17 protein-coding genes are annotated in these 16,851 nt (G+C 60.1%); 6 read left to right on the top strand and 11 right to left on the bottom strand.

Annotated elements, in window-relative coordinates:
* Nucleotides 1–3: 3 nt before the first annotated feature.
* From BKK80_RS05625 to BKK80_RS36250, 6 genes are all read right to left on the bottom strand, one after another.
* Nucleotides 4–1,041 carry an SDR family oxidoreductase gene (locus tag BKK80_RS05625; RefSeq protein ID WP_071070713.1) on the bottom strand — a complete coding sequence of 346 codons (1,038 nt, stop codon included), beginning with the start codon at nt 1,039–1,041 and terminating at the stop codon, nt 4–6.
* 5 nt (nt 1,042–1,046) lie between these two features.
* Nucleotides 1,047–2,330, bottom strand: a complete 1,284-nt coding sequence (locus BKK80_RS05620; protein WP_071068704.1) for a nucleotide sugar dehydrogenase — start codon at nt 2,328–2,330, stop codon at nt 1,047–1,049.
* Nucleotides 2,331–2,412: 82 nt separating this feature from the next.
* Nucleotides 2,413–4,662, bottom strand: a complete 2,250-nt coding sequence (locus BKK80_RS05615) for a polysaccharide biosynthesis tyrosine autokinase (protein WP_071068703.1) — start codon at nt 4,660–4,662, stop codon at nt 2,413–2,415.
* A 21-nt stretch (nt 4,663–4,683) separates the two neighbouring features.
* The gene (locus BKK80_RS05610; RefSeq protein WP_071068702.1) at nt 4,684–5,121 is read right to left on the bottom strand and encodes a low molecular weight protein-tyrosine-phosphatase; all 438 of its coding nucleotides are present in this window, start codon (nt 5,119–5,121) and stop codon (nt 4,684–4,686) included.
* The gene (locus BKK80_RS05605) at nt 5,118–6,251 is read right to left on the bottom strand and encodes a polysaccharide biosynthesis/export family protein (RefSeq protein WP_071070711.1); all 1,134 of its coding nucleotides are present in this window, start codon (nt 6,249–6,251) and stop codon (nt 5,118–5,120) included. The genes BKK80_RS05610 and BKK80_RS05605 overlap by 4 nt, the downstream gene beginning before the upstream one ends.
* Nucleotides 6,252–6,570: 319 nt before the next feature.
* Nucleotides 6,571–6,903 (bottom strand): hypothetical protein, encoded by a 333-nt coding sequence (locus tag BKK80_RS36250; RefSeq protein ID WP_157903161.1) that lies wholly within the window; start codon nt 6,901–6,903, stop codon nt 6,571–6,573.
* 352 nt (nt 6,904–7,255) lie between these two features.
* Here BKK80_RS36250 and BKK80_RS05600 point away from each other — a divergent pair, with 352 nt between their 5' ends.
* Both BKK80_RS05600 and BKK80_RS05595 read left to right on the top strand, forming a co-directional pair.
* The gene (locus BKK80_RS05600; RefSeq protein ID WP_071037399.1) at nt 7,256–7,459 is read left to right on the top strand and encodes a hypothetical protein; all 204 of its coding nucleotides are present in this window, start codon (nt 7,256–7,258) and stop codon (nt 7,457–7,459) included.
* Between the two features lie 522 nt (nt 7,460–7,981).
* Nucleotides 7,982–8,587, top strand: a complete 606-nt coding sequence (locus tag BKK80_RS05595) for a helix-turn-helix domain-containing protein (protein ID WP_071037400.1) — start codon at nt 7,982–7,984, stop codon at nt 8,585–8,587.
* A 139-nt stretch (nt 8,588–8,726) separates the two neighbouring features.
* On the opposite strand, the gene BKK80_RS05590 is transcribed toward BKK80_RS05595, so the two are convergent.
* The 3 genes from BKK80_RS05590 to BKK80_RS05580 form a co-directional block, all read right to left on the bottom strand.
* Nucleotides 8,727–9,497 carry an SDR family oxidoreductase gene (locus BKK80_RS05590; RefSeq protein ID WP_071068701.1) on the bottom strand — a complete coding sequence of 257 codons (771 nt, stop codon included), beginning with the start codon at nt 9,495–9,497 and terminating at the stop codon, nt 8,727–8,729.
* 457 nt (nt 9,498–9,954) lie between these two features.
* Nucleotides 9,955–11,088, bottom strand: coding sequence for an ornithine cyclodeaminase (locus BKK80_RS05585; RefSeq protein ID WP_084545492.1), 1,134 nt, complete (start codon nt 11,086–11,088; stop codon nt 9,955–9,957).
* A gap of 56 nt (nt 11,089–11,144) precedes the next feature.
* Nucleotides 11,145–12,041, bottom strand: coding sequence for a dimethylarginine dimethylaminohydrolase family protein (locus BKK80_RS05580; protein ID WP_071068700.1), 897 nt, complete (start codon nt 12,039–12,041; stop codon nt 11,145–11,147).
* Nucleotides 12,042–12,284: 243 nt separating this feature from the next.
* Here BKK80_RS05580 and BKK80_RS05575 point away from each other — a divergent pair, with 243 nt between their 5' ends.
* Nucleotides 12,285–12,707, top strand: coding sequence for an Lrp/AsnC family transcriptional regulator (locus BKK80_RS05575; protein ID WP_071011419.1), 423 nt, complete (start codon nt 12,285–12,287; stop codon nt 12,705–12,707).
* Between the two features lie 205 nt (nt 12,708–12,912).
* Here the strand turns inward: BKK80_RS05575 and BKK80_RS05570 are convergent, their stop codons facing one another.
* Both BKK80_RS05570 and BKK80_RS35365 read right to left on the bottom strand, forming a co-directional pair.
* Nucleotides 12,913–13,194 carry a type II toxin-antitoxin system RelE/ParE family toxin gene (locus BKK80_RS05570; RefSeq protein ID WP_071070708.1) on the bottom strand — a complete coding sequence of 94 codons (282 nt, stop codon included), beginning with the start codon at nt 13,192–13,194 and terminating at the stop codon, nt 12,913–12,915.
* Nucleotides 13,194–13,481, bottom strand: a complete 288-nt coding sequence (locus tag BKK80_RS35365) for a CopG family ribbon-helix-helix protein (RefSeq protein WP_084545491.1) — start codon at nt 13,479–13,481, stop codon at nt 13,194–13,196. Before BKK80_RS35365 ends, BKK80_RS05570 begins: the two co-directional genes overlap by 1 nt.
* A gap of 795 nt (nt 13,482–14,276) precedes the next feature.
* On the opposite strand from BKK80_RS35365, the gene BKK80_RS05565 reads away from it, so the two are divergent.
* The 3 genes from BKK80_RS05565 to BKK80_RS05555 all read left to right on the top strand — a co-directional run bounded on the left by BKK80_RS05565 (nt 14,277) and on the right by BKK80_RS05555 (nt 16,796).
* Complete coding sequence (locus tag BKK80_RS05565) at nt 14,277–14,573, top strand: hypothetical protein (RefSeq protein ID WP_071068699.1); 297 nt, start codon at nt 14,277–14,279, stop codon at nt 14,571–14,573.
* A 325-nt stretch (nt 14,574–14,898) separates the two neighbouring features.
* Nucleotides 14,899–15,264, top strand: coding sequence for a hypothetical protein (locus BKK80_RS05560; protein ID WP_071068698.1), 366 nt, complete (start codon nt 14,899–14,901; stop codon nt 15,262–15,264).
* A gap of 146 nt (nt 15,265–15,410) precedes the next feature.
* Nucleotides 15,411–16,796, top strand: coding sequence for a phosphomannomutase/phosphoglucomutase (locus BKK80_RS05555; protein ID WP_071068697.1), 1,386 nt, complete (start codon nt 15,411–15,413; stop codon nt 16,794–16,796).
* Nucleotides 16,797–16,851 lie beyond the last annotated feature (55 nt).

Here is a 16,851-nt window from a genome sequence, read left to right as displayed (position 1 = left end):
CATTTACGCTTGTTTCGTAGTTCCTAGATTTCTCACATACCACGGCATGGCTAGAGCGAGCCCATCGCGAATCCGAAACTCCGGCGAATATCCGAGCAGATTACAAGCTTTCGTGATATCAGCCTGACTGTGTCGCACATCACCGGCTCGGAAGTCGCGGTATCTCGGGGACTTGGTATATGCGATGCCGTTTTCCTTGAGAGCCTCTTTTAGTGCAATAAACAGTTCGTTAAGAGTGGTTCGATCGCCAAGGGCCACGTTGTACACTTGGTTACCAGCGCCGCTATGTGCTAAGGCTGCAAGCAGATTGGCTTGAATCACATTTTCAACGAAACAAAAATCGCGACTAGTCTCCCCGTCGCCGTTTATGAGTACCTCATCACCGCTGATCATGGCCGAGATCCACCTCGGAATTACAGCCGCATAAGCTCCGAATGGATCCTGCCTCGGACCAAAGACATTAAAATATCTCAGTCCGATCGTGTCTAGGCCATAGCTTCTGGCAAAGACATTCGCATACATCTCATTCACAAGCTTCGTAACTGCGTATGGCGATAATGGCTTGCCAATTTTATCCTCGACCTTCGGCAAGCCAGGGTGATCACCATATGTGGAACTCGACGCGGCGTAAACGACTCGCTTGACTCCCGCATCTCGCGCCGCGACGAGAACGTTAAGAGAGCCAGAGATATTTACACTGTTCGTGAGAATAGGATCCTCCAAGCTGCGGGGGACACTACCAAGCGCTGCTTGATGCAGCACGAAGTCGACTCCTTCACTTACTAGTCTGCAGTCAACAACGTTGCGAATATCACCTTCGTGGAAGACGAAATTCTTCCACAAATTCTCCGGCACTACTCGGCGTACCTCTTCAAGATTCGCCTTGGAGCCGGTCGCGAAGTTATCGATACCAACGACCCTTTGCTTGCGAAGAAGCAAGGCTTCGAGCAAGTTGCTGCCGATAAAGCCCGCTACACCCGTAACCAACCAGAGATACGACTCTTGGGCGAATCGTTCCGACAGATTTTCGAAGTTCAGCATATAGCTCACAGCCTCCAAGAATTGAAGCCGAGAGCGTGGATCTTCGACTCTTCATAGGCCGATTTAATATCGATAAAGATGCCACCCGGCCTGAGATTTTCAACCAAGTCGCTCAAAGATCTTTTTGTATATGCATCATGAGACACGGCAGCAACGATAGCATCAGCTTCAGACGGCAAATCGCTCCAATCCGACAATCGAATACCATACTCATGGTACGCCTCCTCGGATTCAGCCAGCGGGTCATGCACACTAACGTCGCAGCCAAATTCTCCGAGCTCCCTTATTAGGTCTGCGACTTTACTGTTACGCAGATCGGGGCAATTTTCCTTAAAGGTCAAGCCGAGAACAATGATTTTTGCTCCCTTTACCGATCGTCCAGTTTTTATGAGGGTTTTGATTGTCTCCTGAGCAACATATGCTGCCATGCCGTCATTAATGCGACGACCAGCCAAGATTACTTGGGGATGGTAACCTAGCATCTCGGCCTTGTGAGTTAAGTAGTAGGGATCTACGCCAATGCAGTGCCCGCCCACCAATCCCGGCCGAAATGGTAGGAAATTCCATTTAGTGCCAGCAGCCCTAAGCACCTCGAGAGTATCAATGTCAAGTCTCTTGAAGATAATCGCCAACTCATTCATCAACGCAATATTCAAATCGCGCTGAGTATTCTCGATGACCTTTGCTGCCTCAGCCACTTTAATACTCGATGCTCGATATATGCCAGCATCAATGATTGAGCCGTAGGTATTCGCCACGACTTCCAGTGTTTTCTCCGTATCGCCGGAAACAACTTTGACAATTTTAGTTAGCGTGCGCTCTTTATCCCCGGGATTAATCCGTTCCGGACTATATCCCACAAAAAAATCCTTCTTCCACTTCAGGCCGGATTGCTTCTCGAGAATGGGAATACAGACCTCTTCGGTAGCGCCCGGATAAACTGTCGACTCATAAACAACGATCGCACCTGGCTTAAGGTAGCGTCCTACCGTCTCCGAACTCTTGATAAGTGGAGTTAGATCCGGTTGATGGGCTAGATCGACCGGAGTAGGTACCGCAACAATGATGAAATCTGCATCTGCAAGAACGCTGGCATCAGTATGACAGTCGAGTTGTGCCGCCTTTCGCAGATCTTCGCTACTCACCTCACCGGTCGGATCAATGCAATTCCGGTACGCAGAAACTTTATCCGACGAAAGATCGAACCCAATTGTCCGTCTTTTCTTCCCAAACTCCACAGCAAGAGGAAGACCGACATAACCTAGACCGACGACAGCGACTGTTCTCATTCTGCGATCCCTACGCTCAGTAATATATGCTGGACGGCAGTTCGCGACTGCCTCGCCCATCCCTGATTATTGCTTCTTGTTACTAATTCTTTTGTGCGGTATGGTCAACATTGTAGGAATACGAGGCGTATCGATATCGGCCATACTTTGAACCATATCCATAACGGAAAGCATTTGGATCCAGACCGTTGAAAATGGCCCCCTTTACCTCAACATTGCTTTGACGCAACTGCTTAACCGATTCTGTGACCTCTCCAATGGTGGTCCGCTCGAATCGAGTGACCAAGAATACCGTCGAGCAACGCGCTGCGAGAACCCCGGTATCCGCAACAGCCAAGACGGGCGGGGTGTCAATCAATACCAAATCATATTGCTCACTAAAGGCATCTAGGAGCTGAACCATGCGCTCGCTCAATAGCAATTCGGCTGGATTTGGAGGGAGAGTCCCGGTCGACACGAAGTCAAGATTCTCTGTCACATTTCGCTGGATCGCCGAGTCGAGAGTGACTCTCCCGGCAAGCACATCCGACAAACCCGGTTGGCACCCCTTCCCAAAATACTGATTCAAGTATCCTTTTCGCAAATCGGCATCGACAAGGAGCACCTTCTTTCCTCCGGACGCCATAATTGCGGCGAGATTCACGGAGATGAATGATTTACCAACACCTGGTGTCGGCCCCGTCAACAAGACACGGTTGTTACCCGCATCCAGCATGGCGAACTGGAGCGCTGTGCGCAAGCTACGGAGACTCTCGACTGAAAGATCACCCGGATATAGACTCGACAACAAATGAAGTCCGGGATTCCGCAGTCGTATTTCTTCGGCCAGCGGTAATTGCGCCTGCGAAAGCGGAACAGTTGCATACACGCTAAGCCCAGTATGCTGCTCGATGTCTTGAGGATCGGTAATCCCGCCATAAAGCACATTTCGAATGAAGGCAATGGCAACACCCAGCGCCCCCCCCAAAAGAACTGCCAGCGCCAATACTAGCGCCTTCTTCGGCTTTACAGGCTCCTCGGGTACTGCGGCAACATCAATCAGTCGGACGTTCCCCACCTTACCCGCACGGACCAATTTAAGCTGCTGCATGTTGTTCAGCAACCCAACGTACAGGTCGTTGTTAACCTGTACATCTCGCATAAGTCTTAGTGTGTCCTGTTCGAGATTTGGAAGCCCCTTCATCCGGCCGTTAAGCTTCTCGGACTTAGCTGCCAGAGTGTTAATCTGCTGCTCGATAGCCAACAACGATGGATGGTCCGGACGGAAGCGAGTAAGCAGTTCAGCACGCTTCTGCTTCAGATCCTGAAGATTGGTATCAACCGCCACGCTTTCTTGCAGATAAGCTTTACCCTCTTCGCTTAAATCGAAAGTACCTCGCTTATTGCGCATCTCATTATATTTTACCTCTGCCCGATCCAACTCTTGTTTGAGTTGAGGTAGTAGATCACCAAGAAACGCCAATGACTTCTCTGCCTCTGCTGATTTACGACGAATGTTTTGAGCGACGTACTCTTCGCCAATCTCATTGAGGATTTGCGCCGTCAGAAGACGATCACGGCCATCAAGCGACGCACCGATAATCCCGCTTTGCTTACCCTTTTCAGCGATCGTAAGTTGATCTTGAAGCAACTCTAGCGTTTTCAGACGAGAGTTGCGTACGAGCTTAAACACCGCCCCAGGTTTCGCCTTAAGCTGATTCACCAAGAGATTGATAGTGCCCACAGTCTGTTTCAGCTCGACTGGCTCGCCGACCCTTCCGGTAATGGAGGTGTCTAAACTATCTTGCTCAAGTCGATAGCGACCATCGCCCAATGCGGTCAGGCGGAAGACTTCCCCCTCAAGTTCTTCAGGTACATCAAAAAGGGGAACCTTGATCGATTCGCTCCCCCAAACATAACCACCCAGGCCCAAAAACCCTGGCTCCGATAGACCCTTCGAGTGCCCCGCTATCCATTCACCGATCAGCGGAAAGTAGCGGGGCTTTGCTTCAATGTACAAGCGAAGATTATCGACCGCCTTACCGACGACCATGCGCGACTGCAAAATCTCGATTTCAGCAGCAGCCTGGGTCTTGACATCGAACAGACTCGACACATCCCCGAGTAGGCTCTTTGCATCTCCGGGGGTATCCTCTACTTGCACAAGGATATCCGCACGGTAAACTGGAGGCGCGAGAAATGCGTAAGCCGTTCCGAATAGAACAACTGCAACGGCAACTGCGGCAATAAGCCATCGATTCCCGATCAATACATCGAGATACTTGACGATATCAACCTCGTCTTCCGGTGGCTGCTGTGAAGCAACTGGAATATATGGAGGATTATGATTCATATTGGTCACTGCAAATTCCATTTAAGCCAGGGCACGAATACGAGGCACCCAGTCGTCCACACCGCGCTGAATCAACTGCAACGCTTCTACGAAAGCCTCATGTGGCTGACGGTATGGATCCGGAATATCGTATTTACCGGGTTCACCCAAACGAAATACCTTGCCAGTTGCGGATGGATGACGACGCTGCACTTCTAGCTTTTGCTCGCTGTCCATAACTAGGATCAGATCTGCCTGGGTAGCCAGCACATTGCTAATTTGCTGTGCTCGATGGCCTCGAATGTCGACCCCAATAGCACTCATCAGTTCAATAGAATTGGAGTCGGCTGGTTTTCCGATCAGTGCACCGAGACCTGATGAGTAGACGTTCAAATCTGGCAACGCGCTACGTAGCAACCCCTCTGCCATTGGGCTTCTGCAAATATTGCCGATACAGACGATCATGACGCTTTTGATCATTTCAAGACATTGGCAGTAGAAGTGAACCACGAACCGATCGGAAGTAACTGATTGACCACGCGACTCCAACGGGTCACACCGGCGGTATCCACGTAGACAATATCCTTCGGCCGCATTTCAAAGCCCTCCGCCAGCGCCAATGACACAGGGGACTTGCCATCCAAGTGATACACGGCGGCCTCGCCGTCAGGCTGCTTGCGGATGACGTAGATTTCCTTTGCGTTGGCTGTATTGGGATTCACGCCCCCCGCCTCACCCAACGCCTCGCTCAGCGTCAGACGGCCATTGCGTGGGTACACGGACATCGGCTTCAGTACTTCGCCTGCGACGAATACCTTGCTGTCCTCTCGCTGCTCCACACGCACGATGTCGCCATTGCGCAGCAGAAGGCGAGTGGGATCGATACCCTTCGCCAACAACCCGGGCAGGCTGACTATGTAGTTCTTACCGCCGCGTGTAACACGGATGCGGCTGTTATCCCCTGTGGAAACATTGATGCCGCCTGCGCGGTTGATAGCCTCCATCAGAGTCATCGGCACGTCGTCGATGTTCTGCGGGCCGGGGGTTTTTACTTCGCCATCGATATAGACGCGCTTGCTGCGATAGGCCAGCACACGCACCGTCACCTGGGGCATGGTCACGACCTTGTCGAGCTTCTTACTGAGTTCGCCACGCACGTCATCTGCGGTCTTGCCAACGACTTCTACAACGCCAGCATACGGAAACTGGATAGTGCCTTTAGGGCCCACGACATACCCCGGTACGTTGGTCGCACCGCTGTAATTGGGGATGTCATAGGCGTTGCCAATGGAATATGTCTGAGTAGGGAACACAAGTTCAGGGTGATCCCAGACAACGATGGAGAGGATGTCGCTGGCACCGATACGGTAAGGCTGAGCCTCCCCAAAGAGTTCCTCCACATTCTGATTCACCGCCGGCGTCTCCCCCTTCAGCGCACGCACAAGGTCGAGGGTGATCGGCGTCACCTTCGGTACGGTATTGGGATCGTCGGGGTTCAGCGGCCGCTGCGGGTCGAACCGCATGCCAGGTGCGAGGGCACAACTTGCCAGCAGGGGGACTGCGACCAGGGCGGCGAGCCCTTTGCGAGCGCTCGAGATTCTTGACAGCATGAATACGTCTTCAGAGTTGACATGACGCCGAGCACGCGCGAGGCGCACGGAGACACCGGCCGACCAGCCGTACCCATGCTTCATCCACTTTGCACGTTCCCTGCCGACACCTTGCCGGACAACTCGGCAACCACACACCCCTGGCCTGGCGGCGAGCCGGAAAGCCCGGCCTGCCTGCGCGTTGGCCGGCGTGTGCATCTATGTTTATCGCCTATGGATGGCGATTTTTTAGCAACTGTTGATTTTAGCAGTTTTGCGAGGGGGAGTTCCCCAAGAAGGGGCCTCCTTCTAGCGCAAAATTGCCATCTTTCAGCGGCAATCACGTCACATTCTTTTCGCCTATCCCATCGCCCGGAAACCCCCGCCGGGCCTGCGGATCCGGCTGTTGCTGCTTGGCTGAATCCACCCCCATCCGGGTGAGAATTCGGCACTCGTAATCAGCAAAAAAAGCGGATATATGCCGGAAATACCACTGTGGGCATTGCACCAATTTTTTGCCAGCCCGAAAGGTATCAAGCATTCCAAAGCTGCCCCACCCCACACGCAGGGGGATCAACCCATTTTCGGTTTGTGCAAACGTGGAGGGGAACGGGCCGTACGGGTCAGCGACCGCCAGTTCGTGGAGCCGCGTGCCGATGCCGAGTGCCGCCACCTCGACTCCGCCCCTCCCCACGCAAGGGAGGACCCGCACACTGGTAGCAGCCACTCATGGCGATGTCATGACATCCGACCCGCGCTCAGGTTGTCTGAGATGTCGCTGCAACACTGTGCCGCGTGGCGGCGCGGCGGGGGCCGAGGCAGGGCGGCGCGCCTTGCCTGAGGCCGATGCGGACACCCAGGCGCGGTGCCGGTTATCGGCAGTTTGGAGGGACTTCTCTACCCCAATTTGGCGGTAACCCTCCTCTGGAAGGGGTGCAGCACAAGGGGACGCTTTCGATAATCAATCGCAACCAAACACGAAACCGCGCCCTGACGCAATACCCAATGTCGAGAGCCTCCACACAATGAGCATCGCCTTTCTTCTAGCCTTTGTGGTCTTCGAACTGGCCTGGTTCCTGCCGTTCCGAAGCGTGTTCAAGCAGGCCCACTTCCAGCCGGGCTATGCACTCATCTCGCTGGTGCCGGTGTTCGGGCCGCTGATCTGCATCTGGATCCTGGCGTCCAAGCGCTGGCCACTGAAGAACAAGTTGGTCAAGACCTACGCCTGACCTCGGGCGCGTTGTTTGCCATGGCGCCGCTCCCGGCGCCATGGATTGCCTCTGCCATCTGCGCCTGCCAAAGCGGCCGGCTTCGTCTCACTTCCCCTGCGTTCCAGCGAAACAGTCTCGCCACACTTGCCCCGCACGCCTGCCACAAGATGCTCCATGCTGATGGCGTGCTTCGGCCATTCCGCGCATTCCGGACATTCCTCCAGCGCCCTGCCAGATTTGGCATTGGTGGTCTTTCGTACAGAAGATTCCCAAACCCACATGTAAGGATTCTTTGCGGGAACTCCCTTTTTCTCGGAGATGTCATATCATTCGGACCAACCCCTCCTATGGGGGGTTGATCCTTGAATGGCTATGCAGACATGCACGCACCAAAAGAGTGCCGACACGACGGGCGGAGGAATCCAACCAGAGTGAGCAATCCTGGCCGTGAGTGCTTCCCATCTCTCATGAATCAAGGCATGGCGCCGTTAACCAGCGCGGTGGGAGCATCGGATTTCCGGATTCCTTGGGGTAAGTTTGATGACGATCGACTCTGATGTGGCTGAAAAGCCCTATTACAGTACCCGGACGGCGGCGAAGTTGCTGAACGTCTCGCTGGGCACCGTCCAGAAGATGGTGGAACGCGGCGAGCTGGGTGCCTGGAAAACCAACGGCGGTCATCGCCGCATCCATAAGGAGACAGTGCACAACCTGCTCGCCACGCGCGTGGGCAAGGAAGTGCCGGCGTCTGTGCACGAACTGGATCTGGTGGTCTTCCACCCGAACCACCAAGAGGCGCAGAGGATTCACACCCAGCTTAGCAAGTGGGGCCTGCCGCTGAAGAGCGTGGTGGTGGAGGATGTGATCGACACCATCATCGCGTCGGTCAGCAGCCATCCGCGCGTGGTCCTCTATTACGTAGAGGAAGTGAACCCCGAGGAAATGGCCCGCATCGAGAAGCTGCAGCAGTTCTTTGCCAGCCAGCGCGTCGTGTTCGCCGTGATCACCAGCCGGCGCAGCTTCGAGGGTGTGACGGATGCGCTGCAGCACCGGGGCATCATGGTCTTCCTGAAGACCCCGACGCTGGAAGAAGTGAAGGGTTTCCTGCGCGCGCAGTTGATGATGAACGGACGCACGGCCGGCTGATTGCCGGGGCCCCGGGCACTTCGCGCCACCATGACGGGCCGCCCGGCCCGTTCCGGCGCACGCCCCCCAGGCACGAGGCGGCCAGCGCGGCCGCCTGCCCCCTGCCCTGCTCGTCCAGGCCCGCCTTGGGGCCCGCGCTTCAGCCGCGCCCGACGAACGGCATATTGGTTGCCATCACCGTCATATTCAGCACATTGGCCGACAGCGGCAGGCTTGCCATATAGCCGACCGCATCCGCCACGTGCTTGACGTCGACCATGGGTTCCGGCGCCACCGTGCCGTTGGCCTGCAGCACGCCTTTCTGCATCCGCGCCGACAGTTCGGTCAGGGCATTGCCGATGTCGATCTGGCTGCAGGCGATCTGGAACGGGCGGCCGTCGAGCGCGATGCTCTTGGTCAGGCCCAGCACCGCGTGCTTGCTGGCGGTGTACGGCGAGGAGAACGGCCGCGGCGCGTGGGCCGAGATGGAGCCATTGTTGATGATGCGCCCGCCCTGCGGCGATTGCCGCCGCATCAGCCGGAAGGCGGCGCGCGCGCACAGGAAGACGCCGGTGAGGTTGGTGTCGATCACGTTGCGCCACACCTCGACATCGAGTTCGTCCATCGGCACCGCCGGTGCATTGACCCCCGCATTGTTGAACAGCACGTCGAGGCGGCCATAGCGCTGCTCGATGGTGGTGAACAAGGCATCGACGCTGGCGGACTCGCGCACATCGGTTTCCACGGCCAGCGCCTCGCGCCCGCGTGCCTTGGCTTCCTCGACCAGTGCGCCCAGCGGTTCGGGGCGGCGCCCTGCCACCACCACGGTAAAGCCGTCTTCCAGCAGGCGGTTGGCCGTGGCACGGCCGATGCCGCTGCCGGCGCCCGTTACCAGCGCCACGCGCCTGGTTTGCGATGCTGTCGATTCCATTGCGTTGTCTTTGTCCAGTTGGCTGTCTGTCGATGAGGGGAAGCCGCCAGGCGGCGGGCGGCCCGCTGCGAAAGCGTGATCCGATTCTTACTGGCAAACCGGCGCAGCAGGTTGCGGATGGCGCATTGCTGGTATGCGAGTTTGCCATGCCTGAGGCGGCAGCGACGGCAGTGACGGCGCCCCGGCGGCCGCGCGGAGGCGGCACGGGCGCCCGCGCGACAGCGTGAGGCGCTTGTGGCACCACGATTGCGATCCGGAAATCGGGGAAGAGAAAACGCAGAAGAACGGCGGACCGCCAGAAAGGCGCCGGGCCAGCCGAGCGATGCTGCTGCCCGGCCGGCCCATTGCCCCCGTTCCCACCCCTGGGTTCCGTTGTGCGGCGGCCCCGGATGGAGAGGGGCGCCACCAGTCCTTGATCTTTCTTGGTCCTTGCTGGTCCTTCCGGCTCCGGTGCCCGTCAAGCAGCCAGCGCGTGGGCCGTCCCCAACAACGCCGCTGCGCCCGTATCGCCCCCCTTCTCCGCCGCCGTCTCCGCCGCCTTTCCAGCCTCGCCGCCTTCCCCTGCCATCACCCACCCGAACAGGTCGCGCGGGTCAGGCGCATTGGCCACCAGTTCCACATAGCGCCCGATATGCAGGGCATGCGTCTTGGCATGCAGCCAGCGCAGCGCCGAGTAGTCTTCCAGCGCAAACCCCACCGAGTCGAACACGGTCACGTCGTCGGCCGACTCGCGCCCGCGCGCCTGGCGGTTGACCAGTTGCCACAGTTCGGTCACCGGGGTGTCGGCCGGCAACTGCTGGATCTCGCCTTCGATGCGTGTCTGCGCGGCGTACTCCACCGTAATGCGCGCGCGGCGCAGGATGTCCGGGTGCAGTTCGGTCTTGCCGGGGCAGTCGCCGCCGACGGCGTTCAGGTGCATGCCCGGCCGGATCATGTCCGGCAGCAGGATGGTGGCGTGCGTCTTGTCGGCCGTCACCGTGGTGACGATGTCGGCGCCCTGCACCGCTTCGCGCACCGAGTCCATCCGCACGATGGTCAGGCCCGGCACGCCGGCAAGATTGCGCATCAGCTTGGCGGTGGCGTCCGGGTCGATGTCGTAGGCGTGGATGGTGCGCACGCCCAGCATGCCGTGGAAGGCCAGCGACTGGAACTCGGCTTGCGCGCCGTTGCCGATCAGCGCCATGGTGGTGGCGCCCGGGCGCGCCAGCAGGCGGGCCGCCAGCGCCGAGGCGGCGGCGGTGCGCAGCGCGGTAGCCAGCGTCATGTCGGCCAGCAGCAGCGGGAAGCCGGTCGACACCTCGGCCAGCACGCCGAAGGCCATCACCGTGGGCAGGCCCGCCAGGCCGTTGCGCGGATGGCCGTTCACATACTTGAAGCTGTATTGCACACCGTCCGTCACCGGCATCAGCTCGATCACGCCTTCGCGCGAATGGCTGGCCAGCCGGGCAGACTTATCGAAGGCGTCCCAGCGCAGCAGGTCCTGCTGGAGATGGCCGGCCAATTCGACAATGGCCTGGCCCACGCCGACATGGCGCACCAGGCGCGCGGCATCGCCGGCGTCCAGGAAGCGGGTCAAGGCGGTTTCCTTCATGGTTGGCTCCTGTGGGGTCCCGTTCCGTTCGTATTCTTTGGCTTGGCGCCTGCCGCTCAGGCCGCCGCCTGCTCCCCGCCCTCTTCCCCGGCCGTGCTGACGCCCGCGCTGCTGCGGTCCAGCCGCAGCGTCATGCAGTAGGCGCCGCCGCCGGACAGCATGAAGGGGGTCAGGTCCACCTCATGCAGGCGGTAGCCGCGCTGTCCCAGTTCGCTGCGCAGGTGCGGGGTGGTGCGGGTCATGACCACCTGGTCGTGCAGGTTGACCGCGTTCACGCTGAAGTGGCGCAGGTCGGCTTCGGTGGCCTCGATGCGCTGGCTGGCCGGCACGCGGCGGCGCAACGCCACCAGCGACTCGGCGGTGAAGGCCGGCGGGTAGTAGAGGATCTCGCCGCCCGACAGCGGGCAGAAGCACACATCGAGGTGGTAGCTCTGTTCGGTGGCCAGCTCCAGCGCCACCACCGGCCGGTCGAAGTAGGCCGACACCGCATCGGCCGCGGCGCGCGTGGAGCGCGGGCCGAAGCCGGCCCAGAAGTGGCCGCGCGTGGCGTCCCAGATGCAGTCGCCCGCGCCTTCCTGGTAGCAGCCTTCCGGCAGCAGGCTCACCTCGCTGAGCAGGCCGCGCAGGCGCAGGTCTTCGAAGATGCGGGCAAAGGGCGCTTCCTCGCCGCGGCGCTGCGGGTAGCGGAAGCGCGCCAGCAGCGCGCGGCCGTCCAGCACCACGGCGGCATTGGCCGGAAACACCATGTCCGGCTGGCCGGCCGTGCCCTGCGCCACTTCCACGGCGAAGCCCGCCGCCAGCAGCGCCGTGCGCAGCGACTCGAAGGCGGTCACGGCGCTGCGGTGCATGCCCAGCGGATCGCTGGCCCACCGCGCCGGGTCCATCCACGGATTGATGCTGTAGGACACATCGTAGTGGGTGGGATCGATCAGCAGGATGGTGGGTTGGCGCATGGCTCGGCTCCTATCTATAGAGATGGCGTGTCAGGGGTCGGGATAGCGGCTGGGAAGTCCTGGGGCGCCCTGGAAGGTGGTCGGGCGCACCGGCGGCTCCGTTTTGCCTGACTGAATTCTGCGCAATGGCGACGTTAGCCAAAAGGGAGCAGAATGAGCAAAACGTCTCACCGTCTTAGCAAAACGTCAGTGCTTTCTGGCACTTTGCCAAGTGCCGTCTGAAATACACCGGAAACCGGCCAGATGGACGACACCGACCGCCAACTCCTCTCCCTGCTGCGCGACGACGCGCGCACCCCCGTCACCGCGCTGGCCAAGGCGCTGCGCGTCTCGCGCGCGACCGTGCAGAACCGCATCGCCAAGCTGGAACAGGAGGGCGTGATCGTGGGCTACACGGTGCGCCTGAAGCCCGAAGCCGAACCGCACCGCATCCGCGCCTGGATGACGGTGGCGGTGGAAGGCAACAAATCCCGTGAGGTATTGCAGGCCCTGCGCGGCGAGCCCAATGTGCAGGCCCTGCACACCACCAACGGGCGCTGGGACATCATCGCGGAACTGCGCGCCGATTCGCTCGAAGCCTTCGACCGGACGCTGGACCGGGTGCGGATGATTGAGGGGATTTCGGCGACGGAGACGAGTATTTTGCTGAGTACTTACAAACTGTAGCCCGGCGCGAACGTAGTACCGGCCGGCCTTCGCCGTGCCATCGGTTTGCTCCCCTCTCCCACTTGTGGGAGAGGGGCCGGGGGAGAGGGTGGGCGCCGGCACGAGGTGAATGTCATCGTGCTGGCGAATGCCGGCCCTCACCCTCCCACATCGGTGCAGTGCTTGCCAACGCAAGCTCGCTACCTCCAGAGGCTTGCCCTTGGCGCTACGCTTGCGGCGGCCACCTACGAGATGCGTGCATCACGCGAAGCACCCGCACTTGCCCGCCAACGATGTCATAGATCAGAAGATAATTCTCGTGTGCTATGAGTTCGCGAGTGCCGCCCACACGGCCAGGCCGGCCAAGCGCTGGGTGCTCGGCTAAACGGCCGGCCTTCTCTGCAATCATTGCGTCGAGTCCCAGCGCAGCGGCCGGGTTTTCGACTTCGATATAGTCGTAGATGTCTTCACGGTCCTGGAGAGCCTCGGGGGTCCAGAACAGCGTCATCAAGACTCACCCTTGAGCCGGCGGCGAGTCGCCTCTCTCCTTGCTTCGAACTTGGCTTCGACCTCCGATGCTGGAATTAGATTGCCAGCGTCGGCCGAGGCGCGGCCGATTTCCACCTGATGGCGAAACCAAGCATCATGCTCGGCCGCTTCCTGCTGCTGCCGCACGAAATCACGCATGAAGTCGCGCAGAAGTTGCGCACCACTGCGATCACGCGCCTTTGCGGCTGCCGAGAATGCATCTTTCAACCCATCATCGACCCGGAAAGTGAAGGTTGCATCGCTCACAAGAACCTCCCTGTGTTACATAGCACGTCAACAGTAACACTGTATCTTGTCTTAGCGGCACGTCAACAGGCGTCATGCAACATGTTGTAGCGCGGCGCATCCGCTGGCCGCGGCCACCCAAGCGCGCCTATTGACCCGACCTCGGCTGATTTTTCCCTTGCTTCTTCCATTAAGGACATTGTGACCACGTTGCGCACGACGGTACTGCGTCCACGTTTTATGCCATGGAGATAGCTATGACCGTCGATCAACATGAGCGAAGCGGGAACCTTGAATGCGGTCAGTAGGCGTGGCTCAGAACGTTGTACTCGGAAGCCTGCGCACACTAGCGCTCGCATGGCGCGAAGGCTGCCAAACACGATGGGGATCCACAGAGCCCCCTGCCTCCTGCCAGCCATCGAGTCCGCAGTATTTACAAGCTGCAATGCTTTGCCCGGATCGCCTCATTAAGCTGGACGGGTCGCTGCTTCCGCAGCGACCGGGTTTAGCAGCCCGGTAGAAAAGGATGGACGATCGCCAAACGGCGGTATCCTTTCGTCCGTCGCGCCTTCGCGCGTCCATGCTTCCCATGGGCGGGCCTTGGTGGGGGAGCCTCCGGGCTCGCCGGTCCTTTTCGCCGGTCTGCTAACCCTGCCTTGCGTCCGCCCACCCCGATTAGCAGCGGGGAGCGGCACCCAACCGCACGAAAAGGAGGCATCGCCATGCTTCGCATCTTGCTTGCCCTCACCGGGCTATCGGTCCTACCACGGCAGACCAGATCGCCAAGCGCATTCGCGCTGACAAGGAAGCCCTGCCATGACTGAAACCACCCACGGCAACATCACCGTCAGCCACAGCGGCAGCGCCGTCTGTGTCACCACCTGGTACGCACTGGAAACCCCGCGTGAGGTCGCCGCCGACAAGGCCGCGCAACTGCACAGCCTGCTCTTCTTCCTGCGCGACTACGCCGCCAGCAACCCGCAATTCGGCGAACTGCTGCCCGCCATGCACGAGGGCATTCTCTCCGTGGCGGAGGGGCTGGCGCTGGAGGCGCGGTTGTTGAGCGAATTGGCGGCTGTGGCAGCCGACGACAACGCATCCGCATCCTTATAGCGTTGACGATAAGGCGCCCTCTCCTGCTGGTGGAAGAGGGCATCGCAACACGCCCGAACCCTTCGTACGCAGGGAACAGGTTTCTGCTGTCATGCAGCAAAATCCTGCCTGCAACTTGGCATGGGGTAGGTCCGGTTGCCAACCCGGGCATAGGCGCCCCCGCGCCTATGCCCACCGCTACGCCTCCCAAGCCAACGCTTGGCTGTCGGAGCCACTCTGCGATCAACGGGACCGAACGCATTCAGCGACCAGGCCGCCGACCGGATCGCGCTCGCAGTGCAATACGACACAGATTGACATCCACAGACCTCGATTCGATTCACCGATGGGCCGCCTGACTACCAATACGGACGAAGCTCGACACGTGCTCAAGATCACGCAGGGCATGCCGCTGTTCGGGATCGTGTTGATCCGCATGAAGGATGGCACGGTCCTGGATGGCGTGATCCGGCGGTCGGACATACGGCACGGCGCCGCAAGCGAAACTGATCAAGCGCCCGCTGGATATTCGGCCAGTTTCACAGTGGAAACCCGTGCCCGGGAACTGGTCACGATCGACGTCCTGGATGTGCACGCAGTCGCCAATGCGTGGTCTGAATTCAAGGGCGAGTATGCCCGTCTCGGCATGGTGAGTATCGCCGACCTTCCCCCTCCCAGCGCAAACGGGTGGAGCACGGCGCGCTGGAAGTAGATCCCCGTCGGGGTATCTTCCCCCATCTTCTCCGCAGCTACTGGCTGCAGCGGCAATCGTACACGCAGCACTGCGCAGCGCCACGACCCTGTCGCCGCGGTGACCTGCCGCATCCCCTGCATCCACTCATCGCATCGTAAAACGCCATGCAACTCGATCCCACCATCTTCAAAGCCTATGACATCCGCGGCATCGTCGGCAAGATGCTGACCCGCGAGGTGGCCCGCGCCGTCGGCCTCGCCTTCGGTTCCACCGCCGTCGAGAAGGGCGAGCGGGCCGTGGTGGTCGGCCGCGACGGCCGCCTGTCCGGCCCTGACCTGCTCGGCGGCCTGGTCGAGGGCCTGCGCGCGGCAGGTCTCGATGTCATCGACCTGGGCATGGTCGCCACGCCGATGGTCTACTTCGGTACCTATGTCGAGCTCGATGGCCAGCGCGCCACGTCCGGCATCATGGTCACCGGCAGCCACAACCCGCCCGACTACAACGGCCTGAAGATGGTGCTGGCCGGCGAGGCCATCTACGGCGACGCCATCCAGGGCCTGCGCCAGCGCATCGAGGCCGGCACCTTCACCAGCGGCGCCGGCGGTTACCGGCAGATCGACATCCGCCGTCAGTACATTGACCGCATCCTGGCCGACGTCAAGCTGGCGCGGCCGATGAAGATCGCGCTGGACGCCGGCAACGGCGTGGCCGGCGCCTTCGTCGGCGAGCTTTTCCGCGGCCTTGGCTGCGAGGTGACCGAGCTGTTCTGCGAGGTCGACGGCAGCTTCCCCAACCACCACCCGGACCCGGCCCACGTCGAGAACCTGCAGGACCTGATGCGCAGCCTGCGCGAGACCGACTGCGAGCTGGGCCTGGCCTTCGACGGCGACGGCGACCGCCTCGGCGTGGTGACCAAGGACGGCCAGGTCATCTTCCCCGACCGCCAGCTGATGCTGTTCGCCGAGGAGATCCTGGCGCGCAACCCGGGCCAGCAGGTGATCTACGACGTCAAGTGCACCGGCAAGCTGGCGCCCTGGATCCGCCAGCACGGCGGCGAGCCGCTGATGTGGAAGACCGGCCATTCGCTGATCAAGGCCAAGCTGCGCGAGACCGGTGCGCCGATCGCCGGCGAGATGAGCGGCCACGTCTTCTTCAAGGACCGCTGGTACGGCTTCGACGACGGCCTCTACACCGGCGCGCGCCTGCTGGAGATCCTGTCGCGCCATGCCGACCCCAGCGCGGTGCTCAACGCGCTGCCGAATTCCAACAGCACGCCGGAGCTGCAGCTCAAGTGCGCCGAGGGCGAACCCTTCGCGCTGCTCGACAAGATCCGCGCCAACGCGACGTTCGAAGGCGCACGCGAGGTCAACAAGATCGACGGCGTGCGCGTCGAGTACGCCGATGGTTTCGGCCTGGCGCGCCCGTCCAACACCACGCCGGTGGTGGTGATGCGTTTCGAAGCCGATAACGATGCCGCGCTGGCGCGCATCCAGGCCCAGTTCAAGCGCGCGATCCTGGCCGAGAAGCCGGACGCGCAACTGCCCTTCTGAGATTCTGAGCGGATGCGAGTGAATTCCCGGCCCGAGACGGGCTCGCCCCGCTGAC

It is taken from the genome of Cupriavidus malaysiensis (assembly GCF_001854325.1).
Taxonomy (GTDB): domain Bacteria; phylum Pseudomonadota; class Gammaproteobacteria; order Burkholderiales; family Burkholderiaceae; genus Cupriavidus; species Cupriavidus malaysiensis.
Note: the sequence above shows the minus strand (reverse complement) of the source record. Positions and strands in the feature narration are given on the sequence as shown.

Excerpts from the sequence above, each read along its gene's own strand:
- BKK80_RS05625 (WP_071070713.1), bottom strand. The coding sequence starts at position 1,041 with ATGCTGAACTTCGAAAATCTGTCGGAACGATTCGCCCAAGAGTCGTAT.
- BKK80_RS05620 (WP_071068704.1), bottom strand. The coding sequence starts at position 2,330 with ATGAGAACAGTCGCTGTCGTCGGTCTAGGTTATGTCGGTCTTCCTCTT.
- BKK80_RS05615 (WP_071068703.1), bottom strand. The coding sequence starts at position 4,662 with ATGAATCATAATCCTCCATATATTCCAGTTGCTTCACAGCAGCCACCG.
- BKK80_RS05610 (WP_071068702.1), bottom strand. The coding sequence starts at position 5,121 with ATGATCAAAAGCGTCATGATCGTCTGTATCGGCAATATTTGCAGAAGC.
- BKK80_RS05605 (WP_071070711.1), bottom strand. The coding sequence starts at position 6,251 with ATGCTGTCAAGAATCTCGAGCGCTCGCAAAGGGCTCGCCGCCCTGGTC.
- BKK80_RS05600 (WP_071037399.1), top strand. The coding sequence starts at position 7,256 with ATGAGCATCGCCTTTCTTCTAGCCTTTGTGGTCTTCGAACTGGCCTGG.
- BKK80_RS05595 (WP_071037400.1), top strand. The coding sequence starts at position 7,982 with ATGACGATCGACTCTGATGTGGCTGAAAAGCCCTATTACAGTACCCGG.
- BKK80_RS05590 (WP_071068701.1), bottom strand. The coding sequence starts at position 9,497 with ATGGAATCGACAGCATCGCAAACCAGGCGCGTGGCGCTGGTAACGGGC.
- BKK80_RS05585 (WP_084545492.1), bottom strand. The coding sequence starts at position 11,088 with ATGAAGGAAACCGCCTTGACCCGCTTCCTGGACGCCGGCGATGCCGCG.
- BKK80_RS05580 (WP_071068700.1), bottom strand. The coding sequence starts at position 12,041 with ATGCGCCAACCCACCATCCTGCTGATCGATCCCACCCACTACGATGTG.
- BKK80_RS05575 (WP_071011419.1), top strand. The coding sequence starts at position 12,285 with ATGGACGACACCGACCGCCAACTCCTCTCCCTGCTGCGCGACGACGCG.
- BKK80_RS05570 (WP_071070708.1), bottom strand. The coding sequence starts at position 13,194 with ATGACGCTGTTCTGGACCCCCGAGGCTCTCCAGGACCGTGAAGACATC.
- BKK80_RS05565 (WP_071068699.1), top strand. The coding sequence starts at position 14,277 with ATGACTGAAACCACCCACGGCAACATCACCGTCAGCCACAGCGGCAGC.
- BKK80_RS05560 (WP_071068698.1), top strand. The coding sequence starts at position 14,899 with ATGGGCCGCCTGACTACCAATACGGACGAAGCTCGACACGTGCTCAAG.
- BKK80_RS05555 (WP_071068697.1), top strand. The coding sequence starts at position 15,411 with ATGCAACTCGATCCCACCATCTTCAAAGCCTATGACATCCGCGGCATC.